The 12,710-nt window shown below is 62.7% G+C and carries 14 protein-coding genes; all 14 read right to left on the bottom strand.

Annotation, left to right across the window (positions count from 1 at the left end; all coding sequences use genetic code 11):
* Nucleotides 1–136: 136 nt before the first annotated feature.
* The 14 genes from FGE21_RS03775 to paaA all read right to left on the bottom strand — a co-directional run bounded on the left by FGE21_RS03775 (nucleotide 137) and on the right by paaA (nucleotide 12,495).
* Nucleotides 137–1,144, bottom strand: coding sequence for an ABC transporter permease (locus FGE21_RS03775; RefSeq protein WP_139661790.1), 1,008 nt, complete (start codon nucleotides 1,142–1,144; stop codon nucleotides 137–139).
* Nucleotides 1,144–2,238, bottom strand: a complete 1,095-nt coding sequence (locus FGE21_RS03780; protein WP_139661791.1) for an ABC transporter permease — start codon at nucleotides 2,236–2,238, stop codon at nucleotides 1,144–1,146. The genes FGE21_RS03775 and FGE21_RS03780 overlap by 1 nt, the downstream gene beginning before the upstream one ends.
* Nucleotides 2,239–3,768 (bottom strand): ABC transporter ATP-binding protein, encoded by a 1,530-nt coding sequence (locus FGE21_RS03785; RefSeq protein WP_139661793.1) that lies wholly within the window; start codon nucleotides 3,766–3,768, stop codon nucleotides 2,239–2,241. It abuts the gene before it with no gap.
* 195 nt (nucleotides 3,769–3,963) lie between these two features.
* Nucleotides 3,964–4,959 (bottom strand): BMP family protein, encoded by a 996-nt coding sequence (locus FGE21_RS03790; protein ID WP_139661794.1) that lies wholly within the window; start codon nucleotides 4,957–4,959, stop codon nucleotides 3,964–3,966.
* Between the two features lie 138 nt (nucleotides 4,960–5,097).
* Nucleotides 5,098–5,523 carry a GNAT family N-acetyltransferase gene (locus FGE21_RS03795; RefSeq protein ID WP_139661796.1) on the bottom strand — a complete coding sequence of 142 codons (426 nt, stop codon included), beginning with the start codon at nucleotides 5,521–5,523 and terminating at the stop codon, nucleotides 5,098–5,100.
* Nucleotides 5,516–6,166: a tRNA (adenosine(37)-N6)-threonylcarbamoyltransferase complex dimerization subunit type 1 TsaB gene (gene tsaB, locus FGE21_RS03800; protein WP_139661798.1), complete on the bottom strand. Its 651-nt coding sequence runs from the start codon at nucleotides 6,164–6,166 to the stop codon at nucleotides 5,516–5,518. The genes FGE21_RS03795 and tsaB overlap by 8 nt, the downstream gene beginning before the upstream one ends.
* A gap of 4 nt (nucleotides 6,167–6,170) precedes the next feature.
* The gene (locus FGE21_RS03805) at nucleotides 6,171–6,734 is read right to left on the bottom strand and encodes a NifU family protein (RefSeq protein ID WP_139661799.1); all 564 of its coding nucleotides are present in this window, start codon (nucleotides 6,732–6,734) and stop codon (nucleotides 6,171–6,173) included.
* A 239-nt stretch (nucleotides 6,735–6,973) separates the two neighbouring features.
* The gene (locus tag FGE21_RS03810) at nucleotides 6,974–7,429 is read right to left on the bottom strand and encodes a universal stress protein (RefSeq protein WP_139661801.1); all 456 of its coding nucleotides are present in this window, start codon (nucleotides 7,427–7,429) and stop codon (nucleotides 6,974–6,976) included.
* A 314-nt stretch (nucleotides 7,430–7,743) separates the two neighbouring features.
* On the bottom strand, nucleotides 7,744–8,607 hold the full coding sequence (locus FGE21_RS03815) for a branched-chain amino acid aminotransferase (RefSeq protein ID WP_139661803.1): 864 nt from the start codon (nucleotides 8,605–8,607) through the stop codon (nucleotides 7,744–7,746).
* Between the two features lie 121 nt (nucleotides 8,608–8,728).
* Complete coding sequence (locus FGE21_RS03820) at nucleotides 8,729–9,799, bottom strand: 2Fe-2S iron-sulfur cluster-binding protein (RefSeq protein ID WP_139661804.1); 1,071 nt, start codon at nucleotides 9,797–9,799, stop codon at nucleotides 8,729–8,731.
* Nucleotides 9,800–9,809: 10 nt separating this feature from the next.
* Nucleotides 9,810–10,334, bottom strand: a complete 525-nt coding sequence (paaD, locus tag FGE21_RS03825; protein ID WP_139661806.1) for a 1,2-phenylacetyl-CoA epoxidase subunit PaaD — start codon at nucleotides 10,332–10,334, stop codon at nucleotides 9,810–9,812.
* A 63-nt stretch (nucleotides 10,335–10,397) separates the two neighbouring features.
* Complete coding sequence (gene paaC / locus FGE21_RS03830) at nucleotides 10,398–11,171, bottom strand: 1,2-phenylacetyl-CoA epoxidase subunit PaaC (protein ID WP_176695356.1); 774 nt, start codon at nucleotides 11,169–11,171, stop codon at nucleotides 10,398–10,400.
* Nucleotide 11,172: 1 nt separating this feature from the next.
* A complete protein-coding gene (gene paaB / locus FGE21_RS03835) occupies nucleotides 11,173–11,457 on the bottom strand; it encodes a 1,2-phenylacetyl-CoA epoxidase subunit PaaB (protein ID WP_139661808.1) in 285 nt (94 codons plus the stop codon).
* A gap of 45 nt (nucleotides 11,458–11,502) precedes the next feature.
* Nucleotides 11,503–12,495 (bottom strand): 1,2-phenylacetyl-CoA epoxidase subunit PaaA, encoded by a 993-nt coding sequence (gene paaA, locus FGE21_RS03840; protein WP_139661810.1) that lies wholly within the window; start codon nucleotides 12,493–12,495, stop codon nucleotides 11,503–11,505.
* Nucleotides 12,496–12,710 lie beyond the last annotated feature (215 nt).

Genomic DNA, 12,710 nt, shown 5'->3' on the forward strand with positions numbered 1-12,710 from the left:
CCGGGCGATTTGCGGTCGGGCTTTGTGCCACTTTAGTGCAGGCCGTTTTCGAAAGCGACTGTCGTTGCAATAAAAACGCCTCCGCTCTCTGAGTGAGGCGAAGGCGCTACAGGTGCGTGACCGGACGATATTTCGGTCAGCGCTCCTTCACATAGGGTTCTCCGCCGGCGCGCGGGGGGATTGCCTTGCCCACGAACCCTGCGAGGATGACCACTGTGAGGATATAGGGCAGGGCGTCCATCACCTGAACCGGGATGGTGAAACCGCCGAGCTGGATGCTCTGGAACCGCAGGGCCACGGCCTGCAACAGGCCGAACAACAGACAGGCGCCAAGCGCGTGCCATGGGCGCCATTTGGCAAAGATCAGCGCCGCCAATGCGATATAGCCACGGCCCGAGGTCATCTCCTTGACGAACCCGGCCTGCAGTCCGGTGGCCAGGTAGGCGCCTGCGATGCCACAGAGCAGACCGCAGATGCCGACCGCCGCAAAGCGCAGCCCCCGCACCGAAATACCGGCTGTATCCACCGCAGCCGGGTTTTCGCCCACCGCCCGCAACCGCAGGCCAAAGCGGGTCCGAAACAGCACCCACCATGTGATCGGAACCGCCAGAAGCGAGACATAGACAAGGATGGAATGGCCGGAGATCAGCTCTGAATAGAGCTGCTGCACCATGCTGGCTTCCTTGATCATTTCGGTCAACGGACGGCCTGCGGCTTCGGCATCGGAAGGGCCGATGGCAAAGGGCAGCTCGATCCCGTTGAACCGTCCGGCCGTCATCAGAGACGGCGTACGGCCGCCTTGCTGAAACCAGCTCTGCGCAATCAGGACTGTCAGCCCCGACGCGAGAAAATTGAGCGCAACGCCCGAGATCAGCTGGTTGCCGCGGAAGGTAATGGAGGCAAGCCCATGCAGACCGCTCAGGGCCAGAGAGGACAGGATACCGGCCCCCAGACCAAGCCAGACATCGCCGGTGATCGACGCCACCGCGGCGGAGAAAAACGCCGCCATCAGCATCTTGCCTTCAAGGCCGATGTCGAAAATGCCGGCCCGTTCCGAGAACAGCCCGGCCAGACAGGCCAGCAGCAGCGGTGTCGCCATGCGCATGGAACTGTCGAGCACCTGAATCAGAGTGAGAAAATCCATCAGACGTTCTCCTTGCGAAGGGCGATAAAGATCTTCTCGATCGGGATACGCACCATGTTGTCAAGCGCTCCGGTGAAGAGGATCACCAGCGCCTGGATCACCACGATCAGCTCTGACGGGATATTGGTCCAGAGCGCCAGCTCCGCCCCGCCCTGATAGAGAAACCCAAACAGAATTGCCGCAAGGAACACGCCGAAGGGGTGATTGCGACCCATCAGGGCCACGGCGATGCCGATGAAACCGGCGCCCTCGGTGGCGTTCAGAACCAGTCGCTCCGCCTCGCCCATGACATTGTTGATCGCCATCAGGCCGCAGAGCCCGCCTGAGATCAGCATGGTGATCATCACCGTGCGCACCGGTGAGATGCCTGCGTAAACGGCGCCGCGTTCGGATTTGCCAAGCGCGCGGATCTCATGCCCGAGAGGTGTGTGCCAGATCAGCCCCCAAACCACAACGCAGGCCGCCAGACCCACAAACAGGGTGACATTGGCGGGGGCGGATTTGGAAAACTCGATGCCCAGCGGCGCGAGGATTTCGTGCAGGGACGGCAGTTGGGCCGTCTCGGGGAACTTTGCGGTCGAAGGGTCCATCGCGCCCTTGGGTTTCAGCACGGTCACCAGCATGTAGTTCAGCACGGCGGCCGCGATGAAGTTGAACATGATGGTGGTGATCACGATGTGGCTGCCGCGTTTGGCCTGCAGATACGCAGGAATAGCCGCCCAGGCCGCCCCAAAGATCCCGGCGCCAAGCGCGGCAAAGATCAGCGCGATGGTCCAGTGCGGGAAGGGAATATAGAGGCAGACAACGGCCAGGCCGAGGCCACCGATCATCGCCTGACCTTCGCCGCCGATATTGAACAGGCCCGCATGGGCCGCGACGGCGACCGCCAGACCGGTAAAGAGAAAGTTGGTGGCGTAGTAGAGCGTATAGCCCCAGCCGTAGGTCGATCCCAGCGCGCCATTGACCATCAGGTTCAGCGCCTCCACCGGGCTTTCGCCGATGAGCAGGATCACAAGAGCAGAAATCAGGGCGGCCAGGAGCAGACTGATCACAGGGATCAGCACCACATCGGCCCATTTTGGCATTTTTTCCATTTACGCGGCCTCCCCCGCGACGCCGGCCATCAAGAGACCGAGTTCTTTTTCGTCTGTCTGATCCGCGAGCCGTTCGCCCATGATCTTGCCATCAAACATCACCGCAACCCGGTCGCTCAGCGACAGGATCTCTTCCAGCTCGACCGAGACCAGCAGGATTGCCTTGCCCTGATCTCGCAGAGCCACGATCTGCTGGTGAATGAACTCGATGGCGCCAATATCGACACCACGGGTCGGCTGGCCGATCAGCAGCAGGTCGGGATTGCGTTCGATTTCCCGTGCAACCACCAGTTTTTGTTGATTGCCACCGGAGAAACTCTTGGCGGCGAGCCAGGGGTTGGGCGGGCGGACATCGAATTTTTCGATCTTGGCTTCTGTATCGGCGCGCAGGGCGGCGTTGTCCAGAAACAGACCCTTCTTGTAGGCCTCTTCGCGGTGATAGCCGAAGCCGATGTTTTCCCAGGCGTGGAAGTCCATGATCAGGCCTTCGCGCTGGCGATCCTCGGGGACATGGGCAATACCGCTGTGCCGCCGTGACCGCGCGTCGGAGCCGGGCCCGGCCAGCGGCAAGGCTTGGCCGTTGACGCGGATGGTGCCTGTGCCCTCGCGCATACCGCCGAGAACCTCCAGCAACTCCGACTGACCATTGCCGGCCACCCCCGCAATGCCAAGGATCTCGCCCGCGCGCACCGTCAGGTCGATCCCCTTCACACGTTCCACACCGGCGCCATCGACGACGGACAGCCGCTCGATCTCGAGAATGGGTTTGCCGGGCGTCGCCGGGATCTTGTCGACCCGCAACAGGACCTTGCGACCCACCATCAGCTCGGCCAGTTGCTCGGGGCTGCTTTCTGATGTCTTGACGGTGGCGTTCATCTCGCCGCGCCGCATCACCGACACCGTATCGGTATATTCCATGATCTCCCGCAGCTTGTGCGTGATCAGGATGATCGTTTTGCCCTCGGAGCGGAGCCGGTCGAGAATGCGGAACAGCTGATCCGCCTCGGCCGGGGTCAGCACGCCGGTGGGTTCGTCCAGGATCAGGATCTCGGCCTTGCGATACAGCGCCTTGAGGATTTCAACCCGCTGCTGCATGCCGACGCCGATCTCGTCGATGCGCTTGTCCGGATCGACGTAGAGTTCGTATTCTTCCTCCAGCTCCTTCAGCTCCTTGCGGGCGCGGGAGAGGGAGGGCATCAGCAGGCCGCTGTCTTCGGCCCCCAGCACGATGTTCTCCAGCACGGTGAAATTCTCCACCAGTTTGAAATGCTGGAAAACCATGCCGATGCCCGCGGCAATTGCCGCCTGGCTGTCGGGAATTTCTGTCTTGGTCCCCTTGATCCAGATTTCGCCTTTGTCGGCTTTGTAAAACCCGTAGAGGATGCTCATCAGCGTCGACTTGCCGGCGCCATTTTCCCCAATGATCCCGTGGATGGTGCCGGGCTGCACACGGATCGAGATGTCCTTGTTCGCCTGGACCGGGCCAAAGGCCTTTGAAATGCCTTTGAGTTCGATTGCTGGTGCCGTCATTTGGGCTCCCCTGTCATCTCGACGCAGATCCGTGCGGGCTCAGCCTGCAGGCCACGTCGTTTCGTTCAAGGTCAAAAAGGACCGGCACGAAAAAAAAGCAGGCCCGGAGGGCTGCACCTGCATCCTCCGGGCCAATTTGAACACCCCGCCCGCCAACTGAAAACAAGCGGCCGCGCGGGGTGCAGATCAGGTCGATCAGAAGTTCAGCACCGGGCAGCTGTCGTCGCTGGTGTAGTTATGAACGCTCAACTCGCCTGCGATGATCTGGGCCTTGGCCTCTTCAACGGCGGCCTGCATCTCATCAGACACCAGCTCGGCGTTGTTCTCATCCATCGCGTAGCCGACGCCATCGTCGGACAGATCCAGAGTGACCTTGCCTACTTCGAGGTCCGCACCGGCGGTCATGATGTTGTAGACGGCCACGTCCACGCGCTTCAGCATGGAGGTCAGGACCTTGCCGGGGTGCAGGTGGTTCTGGTTGCTGTCGACACCGATGGACAGGATGCCCTCGTCAGCAGCAGTTTGCAGGACACCGACACCGGTGCCGCCAGCGGCCGCATAGACAACATCCGCGCCCTGCGAGATCTGTGCCTTGGTCAGCTCGGAGCCTTTTACCGGGTCATTCCAGGCCGATGGCGTGGTGCCGGTCATGTTCGAGATCACGGTCGCATCGGGGTTCACGGCCTTGACGCCCTGTGCGTAGCCACAGGCGAATTTGCGGATCAGCGGGACATCCATGCCACCGATGAAGCCGACGGTGCCGGATTTGGACGCCTGAGCGGCCAGCATGCCAACAAGATAAGAGCCTTCATGCTCGGTAAAGCTCACAACGTGGACGTTCGGCGCGTCAACCCAGCCGTCGATGGTGACGAACTTGGTGTCCGGGTAGTCGCCCGCCACTTCGGCCAGGGGCGCGCTCATGGCAAAGCCGGTGGTGATGATCGGGTTGGCACCGGATTCCGCAAAGCGGCGCAGGGCCTGCTCACGCTGGGCTTCGGACTTCATCTCGATTTCGAGATACTTGCCGCCGGTCTCTTCGGCCCAACGCTCGGCGCCGTTGAACGCAGCTTCGTTGAAGGATTTGTCGAACTTGCCACCAAGGTCGAAAATCAGGGCCGGGTTTGCCAGAGCGGCACCGGCCGTCAGCGCTACCGCAGCCGCCGCGCCCATGAGCGATTTCATCAGGGTCATTCAGGTACTCCCAGTTGGTCTTGTTCTTTCCCGCAAAACGGGTGTGTCCATTCGAAAAAGGTGGAGCGATTTAGCCTGCTGCGTTGGGCCGGGGTCAACTATTTTTTGACCAGCCGGTCCAGAAAAGAGCTGTTTCCTTTAGGGAAAGAGACGTTTCATGAGCAATGCGTCCGCCGCTGCTGCCTTTGATCGCGGATAATAGGCCTTTCGAATCCCGACAAGCCCGAATCCGCAGTCCGAGTATAACGCCCGGGCGGCGGCATTGTCTTCTGCGACCTCGAGAAAAGCTTCGGTTGCGCCATTGTTTGTGGCCTTTGTCATCCATTCCTGCATCAGACGGCGGGCGTGCCCCTGTCGCTGATGGTCGGGATGGGTGGCAATCGTCAGCAGTTCCGCCTCTCCCGCGACCTCGCGGACAAGTGCGAAGGCCTCTGGGCCGCCCGTCAGATGCGTGTAGTGATCGGCCAGAAGGTCGGCCATTTCCCTGGCGCTCCAGGGGCGCGACTGGGTGAAGGCGGCCGCATGGGTGGCGGCCAGCGCCGCGGCAAGCATGGCGTCACGCATCCAGCAAGGCAGGGGGCGTGTCGTGGGAGGGTGCCGCGTCCGCCTCCCGCAGATAGAGCGGCGCCGGCGCAGGCAGGTCCGGCTGCCCCAGGCGAGAGGCCGCCACACGCGCGATTGCCTCGGCCGTCGCATAGCGCGGGGAGGCAACGATGCCGCCGCAGCGCCCGGCGATGTCGTCAGCCATATGGCCGATGCATATCGGCCGGTCGTCCTGTGGCAGCGGCGGCAGGCTGTCCGGCGTATATAGGCCCGGCGCCCCATCGGCGATCTGCAGGTAGAGATGGTCACGCCGGGCATCAAGGCTGGAAATCACGGTGCCCGTCTGGCCGAACGCCTGAGCGTCGAGGCTGGAAACCCCGATCGCGGGCAGATCCAGCCCCAGTGCGAGCCCGCGGGCGGCAGAGACGGAAATGCGGATCCCGGTAAAATTGCCCGGGCCGATGCCGACGCCGATCGCCTGCAGGTCGCCATAGGACGCGCCGCCTTCGGCCAGGACCTCCTCCAGCAGGGGCATCAACCGCTCTGCCTGACCTCTGGCCATTGGTTCCAGCCGCTGTGAGACGATGTCATGTCCACGCAGCAAAGCGGCCGCGCAATGCGCGGCCGATGTGTCAAACGCCAGGATCAGCGGTTTGACCGTCATGTGGTCAGACGGCAACCGGGCGGACCTCGGTCACTTCGGGGATATAGTGGCGCAGCAGATTTTCGATCCCCATTTTCAGCGTCAGCGTGGACGAGGGGCAGCCAGCGCAGGCGCCCTGCATATGCAGATAGACAACACCGCGGTCAAAGCCGTGGAATGTGATGTCGCCGCCGTCCTGAGCCACCGCCGGCCGTACACGACTGTCCAGCAGCTCTTTGATCTGATTGACGATTTCTCCGTTCTCGCCGGTGTGTTCCGCATGGGCCGAGGCCTGTTGCGTCCCTTCGTCGATGACCGGCTGGCCGGATTGGTAATGTTCCATCACAGCGCCGAGAATGGCGGGTTTGATGTGATCCCATTCCACCGTGTCGCCTTTGGTGACCGTCACGAAATCATTGCCGAAGAAGACGCCGGACACGCCATTCACAGCAAATATCCGTGTCGCCAGCGGCGATTTGGTCGCCGCCTCGGCGGAGGGAAAGTCAGCGGTGCCCGCATCCAGAACCGTCTGGCCGGGCAGGAATTTCAAAGTTGCCGGGTTGGGCGTGGATTCGGTCTGGATAAACATTTCGCATCTCCGCATTGCACCTGATGGATATGCGCCTTCGTTGCTTTGAAGTCAAGTTTTAGAATGGTTCTAAATGTGGGGCAGGGGCTGTATCGGTGCGTTGTCTGTGCATAGACGGGGCTTTGTCCCTGCTTCATGAGGGCATGATCGGGGCCTGATCAGCTCTTTTCGGTGCCGGATGCCTGAAAGCCCGGGTCTGATGTCCGCCGGAAAGGGAGGAGCCATCCGACGTTTCGATGTCAGGTGATCGCTTCCAGTTTTTCCTTGGACATGTCGCCGGGAACAATGGTGATCGGGAGCGGCAGCGTGCCGGCATTCCGGGTCAATTGCGTCACGATCGGGCCGGGGCCCTTGCGGTCACTCGCGGCGCCGAGAACAAGAACGCCGACACTCGGGTCGGCCTCAATCTGCGCGAGGATTTCCGGCACAATGTCGCCTTCGCGGATCACCAGTTCCGGGTCCACGCCCTGACGGTCCCGCATCCATTTGGCAAAGACCTCGAAATGGGCGTGGATGCGCTCGCGCGCTTCTTCGCGCATGACCTCACCGACGCCAATCCAATGATTGAATTCATCCGGGGGGATGACAGAGAGAATGAGTACTCCGCCGCCAGTGTTTGCGGCGCGCATTGCGGCAAAGCGCATGGCGTTCAGGCATTCGCGGCTGTCATCCAGCACCACTAGGAACTTGCGCATGGAAACCTCTGCTGTCGTGTGAAGGACATATTGGCCGATGCGCGTGAGCCGCGCAATAGAACGTTGCGGGTGTTTCCGGCGTCGCAAGGGGTGCTCCCGCCCGGTTGCCGTCCACTGACATGCCCGGCAACCCGTTGGGCCGGGCGCCGGGCTCCCGCCCGGCGCCGTCGCGACATGTCGCGACAGCAGCGCACCCGGCAGGGTGCGCTGCCACGCCCAAGCCCGCCATGGAGATCCGGCGCAGACGGATCGCCAGCGGGCGCGGGAGCGCCCCCGCCCGCCGCAGGCGCAATTGCGCGTCGCACCAGTCGGGCCTAGCCGTTGGATCTGGCCCAGTCCCAGTACAATTCCCGCACGCGCCGCGTAACCGGCCCGTGTTGGTAACTTACATCGTCAAAGGCAGTGACCGGAGTCACCTTGGACATGTTCCCGGACATGAAGACTTCATCCGCCGCCTCGAAATGGGCGTAGCCCAGCACGGCCTCGTGCACGACAATACCGTCGGCGCGCATGTTCTCGATGTGGCGCGCGCGGGTGATGCCCGCCAGGAAGGTGCCATTGGCGATGGGGGTGAAAACCTCGCCATCTTTGACCAAAAAGACATTTGCCGTCGCCGTTTCCGCCACGTTTCCCATCACGTCACAGGACAGGGCATTGCTGAACCCTTTGGCGCGGGCTTCACGCAGCATGCGGGCATTGTTGGGATAGAGGCATCCGGCCTTGGCGTTGACGACGGCGCTTTCCAGCACCGGGCGGCGAAAACGCGTGCGGGTGAGCGTTGCCGACGCGGCTTCGGGCGCCATCGGGATCTCCTCCAGGCAGATCGCGAATTGTGTCGCCTCCGGTGCGGGCGCGATCATGGTCTGATCGCCCTCGGTTGCCCAGTACATCGGCCGGATGTAGACGGCAGCCTCGGGCGAGAAGGCCTTCAGCCCGTCGCGCACGATCTCTGCCATCTGCTCTGCGGGAGTCGTCGCGGCCATCATCAGCGCCTCTGCCGAGGCATTGGCGCGGGCGCAATGCTTGTCGAGATCCGGGCACATCCCCTCAAAGGCGCGCGCGCCGTCAAAAACCGACGAGCCGAGCCAGGCCGCATGATCGGCGGCGGACATGATGGGCACGTCGCCGTCGTGCCATTGGCCGTTGAAATAGGTGCGGATTGTTTTGCCAATAGCCATGCAAACCTCGGATCATTGAAAGACGCTGGACAGACTCGGGACGTTACGGGCCAGCCCCCACAAGGTCCAGCGGGAATGGCACCGGAATGCGCGACAAAAAGGAGGGCGCTGTGACCGGGGGTTACTGATCATAATCCACGACCAGACGATCTGTCAGGGGGACCGACTGGCAGGACAGCACATAGCCCTTGGCGACTTCGTCATCCTCCAGCGCATGGTTGGCGGCCATCTCGACCTCTCCCTCGATCACCCTGCACCGACAGGTGGAGCAGACCCCGGCCTGACAGGCAAAGGGTGCGTCCAGATCATTGGCGAGGGCGGCCTCCAGCAGGGTGGTGTTGCGGTCAAAGGTGACCGTGCGGGTGGCCCCGTCCAGCGTGATCGCCGCCGTGACAGGTGCGGTCGAGGCATGCGTCGGGGCGGCCGCCCGGTGATGGGCCCGGCCGGGCTGATCGGAGGCGAACAGTTCATACTTGATCTGGTCGTCCTCCAGGCCTGCGGTCTTCGCCGCTGCGACAATGCCGCGCATCATCGGCTCCGGCCCGCAGACGAACAGCCTGTCCACGGTCTTGACCGGGATCCAGCGCGCGAAGAGTTCGGTGCATTTGTCCTGGGTGATGCGCCCGGTGAAGAGGTCAACTTCCTGGGTGTCGGTCTCCAGAATATGGACCACGGACAGGCGATCCATATAGCGGTTCTTCAGATCTTCGATCTCCTGACGGAACATGATCGAATTCACGCTGCGGTTGGCATAGGCAAGCGTGAACCGTGACCGAGGTTCAAAGGCCAGCGTGGTTTTCAGGATCGACAGCACCGGCGTGATCCCCGATCCCCCCGCAAACCCCAGATAGTGCCGCTGCGCCTCAGCATCCAGCCGCGTGTGGAACCGGCCCTGCGGCGGCATGGCGTCGATCCGGTCCCCGACCCGAAGGTCGCTATTGGCCCAGGTGGAAAAGGTCCCCCCGTCAACGCGTTTGATCCCGACCTGCAGAAGCCCCTCGTCCCGCCCGGCGCAGATCGAATAGCTGCGGCGCAGTTCGCAGCCGTCGAACTGCCGCCGGAAGGTCAGGTATTGCCCCTGCACAAAGTCGAATTCCGGCGCAGCATCATTGGCGGGTCTGAGGGTGACGACCACCGCATCCCGGATCGTCTTTCTGATGTCGGTCACTTCGAGCGCGTGAAAACGGGCCATTGCTGCCTCCTCAGATACATTTGAAATAGTCAAAAGGTTCGAGACAGCTCTGGCAGCGCCACTGAGCCTTGCAGGGGGTGGAGCCAAACTGGCTCACCCGGGTCAGCTCGGCGCTGCCGCAGCGGGGACAGCGCGCCGGGCCGCCCGCCGCTGAAGGTGGCGCAATGCCGTATTCCTCAAGCTGCGCGCGGCCCTTTTCGGTCAGCCAGTCGGTGGTCCATGGCGGGGCGATCCGGGTGCGGATCTCGACCCTGCCGATGCCATGCGCCCTGAGGGCCGTCTCGATATCCAGACGGATCACCGCGCTTGCGGGGCAGCCCGAATAGGTCGGGGTCACTGTGACCACAAGCCGGTCCTCCTGCCAGGCCACATCACGGATGGTACCAAGATCAACAAGCGAGATGACCGGGATTTCCGGGTCTGGCACCGCATCAAGCCAGGCCCAGATCCGGGCAAGGTCGGGCGCGCGCCCCTGGCTGGTCGAAGGCGGGTCCCGTGAGGGGAGCGATGGGGGCTGAGAGCGGGCCGCAGGCATATCACACCCCCTCCAGGTCTGGCCGACGCCGCGGCACAGGTCTGTCGATCGCCGGACGCCGCATCACCAGGTTGCTCCCGGATAGGCACGCTGCATCCATTGCATGCTGGTCAGCAGATGGCCGAGATGTTCCGTATGCATCTTGCCGTCCCGCCCGCCGCCCCGGGGGCGGCGCGCCTGCGGTATGGTCAGGGTCGCAGCGCCCAGCACCCGCGTCAGCGTCTCGTCATAGGCGGGGCGCAGGCTTCGGGGGTCGGGGGCAATGCCCGCCGCGATCAGCGCCTCATCGACAGGATCGCTCAGAAACAGCTCGCCCACATATGGGTAGAGATAATCCAGCGCCGCCTGCATGCGGGCATGGCTTTCGGCGCTGCCATCGCCGAGGGCAATCACCGTCTCGGCCGAGCGTTCAAGGTGATAGGCCACCTCCTTGGCCGCTTTGGCGGCAATCGCGGCCACTCTTTCATCGGTCGATGCAGAAAGCTGGCGCAGCTGGCAGTCATGCCAGGCGTCAAAAAGAAACTGCCGCATCAGGGTCTGACCAAAGTCACCGTTCGGCATTTCGCACAGCAGCAGATTGCGGAACTGCGACACGTCCCGCAGAAAGGCCAGATCATCGGCAGAGCGGCCGTCGCCCTGAACCTCGGCCGCCAGACCGAGCCACATCTGCGTCTGGCCGATCAGATCAAGGGCGATATTGGCCAGCGCGATATCTTCTTCCAGCACCGGGGCCCGGCCGCACCATTCGCTGACGCGGTGGCCGAGGATCAGCGTATTGTCCCCCATGCGCAGCAGAAATTCCCGCAGGGCCATGTGCTCGGATGTGCTGTCGGCCATTCTACATCGCCCCCACATCATCGGGGATGTCGTAGAACGAGGGGTGGCGGTAGACTTTGCTTTCGGAGGGGTCAAACATCGGCCCCTTGGCCGAGGGCGACGAGGCCGTGATGGCCGCCGCTTCGACCACCCAGATCGACACCCCTTCGTTGCGGCGGGTATAGACATCACGGGCGTTGCGAATTGCCGTTTCGGCATCGGGCGCGTGCAGGCTGCCCATGTGGCGGTGGCTCATGCCGTGTTGACCACGGATGAAAATTTCCCAGAGGGGCCATTGGGTTGTCATGATCCTGTGTCCTCGGCAAGGGGTCAACAAAGGCAGAGAGGGCGACTATTGCGCCGCCATCGCGCGGGCGCGTTTTTTCTCGGCATGGGCCATCAGACCCTCGCGGACCCAGGCGCCGTCGTCCCAGGCCTTGTTGCGTGCCGCCAGACGGTCGCTGTTGCAGGGGCCGTTGCCGCTGATCACCTCAAAGAACTCATCCCAATCGGGCTCGGTGAAGTCATAGCCGTCTTTTTCATCGTTCCACCGGAGGTCTTCATCGGGGACGCTGAGGCCGAGGTATTCCGCCTGCGGCACGGTCTGGTCGACAAACTTCTGACGCAGCTCGTCGTTGGTGTTCATCTTGATCCGCCAGGCCATCGACTGTGCGGAATGGACGGAGTCCTTGTCGGAGGGACCAAACATCATCAGCGACGGATACCAGAACCGGTTCAGCGCATCCTGCGCCATCGCCCGCTGCGCGGCAGTGCCCCGCGCCATCTTCATCATGATGTCGAACCCCTGACGCTGATGGAAACTCTCTTCCTTGCAGATGCGGATCATGGCGCGGGAATAGGGCCCGAAAGAGGTCCGCTGCAGCGGCACCTGGTTCATGATCGCAGCCCCATCGACCAGCCATCCGACCGCGCCCATATCGGCCCATGTCAGCGTTGGATAGTTGAAGATGGAGGAGTATTTCATCCGCCCGTCCAGCAACATTTCCGTCATTTCGTCGCGCGAGATCCCCAGCGTTTCCGCCGCGCAGTACAGATATAGCCCGTGCCCCGCCTCATCCTGAACCTTTGCCAGCAGGATCGCCTTGCGTTCCAGTGTCGGCGCGCGGGTGATCCAGTTGCCTTCGGGCAGTTGGCCGACGATCTCGGAATGGGCGTGCTGGCCGATCTGGCGGATCAGGGTCTTGCGGTATCCCTCGGGCATCCAGTCCTTGGGTTCGATCTTTTCGCCGGCGTCGATCCGGTCCTGAAAGGCCCGCTCCTGGGCGCTCATCTCCTCCCGCGGGGTCACACCCTTGCCGGTCGATTTGACCATCTGCGCATACATGGCTGGCTCCTCGCTGCTGGCAGGGCGCGCGCAGGGCGCTGTCGCAGGCCCCGCACACTGCCACTCTATTGCCTGCGCCGATTCGGCTCAAGAATATTGTAACGAAAATATCCGCTTTGGATTTTTCTTGTAACGCAACCTGCCTCTAGCGCAACTTGCCTGTGGCCAAGCGCCCGCCGGCTGCCGTAAGCAGGCAGCAATGGCCACCGCAGCAC

The organism is Phaeobacter sp. B1627, assembly GCF_006265095.1.
Lineage (GTDB): Bacteria > Pseudomonadota > Alphaproteobacteria > Rhodobacterales > Rhodobacteraceae > Epibacterium.

Coding starts and splice junctions, on each gene's coding strand:
- FGE21_RS03810 (WP_139661801.1), bottom strand. CDS start 7,429: ATGCGCAAGTTCCTAGTGGTGCTGGATGACAGCCGCGAATGCCTGAAC.
- FGE21_RS03775 (WP_139661790.1), bottom strand. CDS start 1,144: ATGGATTTTCTCACTCTGATTCAGGTGCTCGACAGTTCCATGCGCATG.
- FGE21_RS03795 (WP_139661796.1), bottom strand. CDS start 5,523: ATGCGTGACGCCATGCTTGCCGCGGCGCTGGCCGCCACCCATGCGGCC.
- FGE21_RS03815 (WP_139661803.1), bottom strand. CDS start 8,607: ATGGCTATTGGCAAAACAATCCGCACCTATTTCAACGGCCAATGGCAC.
- FGE21_RS03785 (WP_139661793.1), bottom strand. CDS start 3,768: ATGACGGCACCAGCAATCGAACTCAAAGGCATTTCAAAGGCCTTTGGC.
- paaD (WP_139661806.1), bottom strand. CDS start 10,334: ATGCCTGCGGCCCGCTCTCAGCCCCCATCGCTCCCCTCACGGGACCCG.
- paaB (WP_139661808.1), bottom strand. CDS start 11,457: ATGACAACCCAATGGCCCCTCTGGGAAATTTTCATCCGTGGTCAACAC.
- FGE21_RS03805 (WP_139661799.1), bottom strand. CDS start 6,734: ATGTTTATCCAGACCGAATCCACGCCCAACCCGGCAACTTTGAAATTC.
- FGE21_RS03790 (WP_139661794.1), bottom strand. CDS start 4,959: ATGACCCTGATGAAATCGCTCATGGGCGCGGCGGCTGCGGTAGCGCTG.
- FGE21_RS03820 (WP_139661804.1), bottom strand. CDS start 9,799: ATGGCCCGTTTTCACGCGCTCGAAGTGACCGACATCAGAAAGACGATC.
- paaC (WP_176695356.1), bottom strand. CDS start 11,171: ATGGCCGACAGCACATCCGAGCACATGGCCCTGCGGGAATTTCTGCTG.
- paaA (WP_139661810.1), bottom strand. CDS start 12,495: ATGTATGCGCAGATGGTCAAATCGACCGGCAAGGGTGTGACCCCGCGG.
- FGE21_RS03780 (WP_139661791.1), bottom strand. CDS start 2,238: ATGGAAAAAATGCCAAAATGGGCCGATGTGGTGCTGATCCCTGTGATC.
- tsaB (WP_139661798.1), bottom strand. CDS start 6,166: ATGACGGTCAAACCGCTGATCCTGGCGTTTGACACATCGGCCGCGCAT.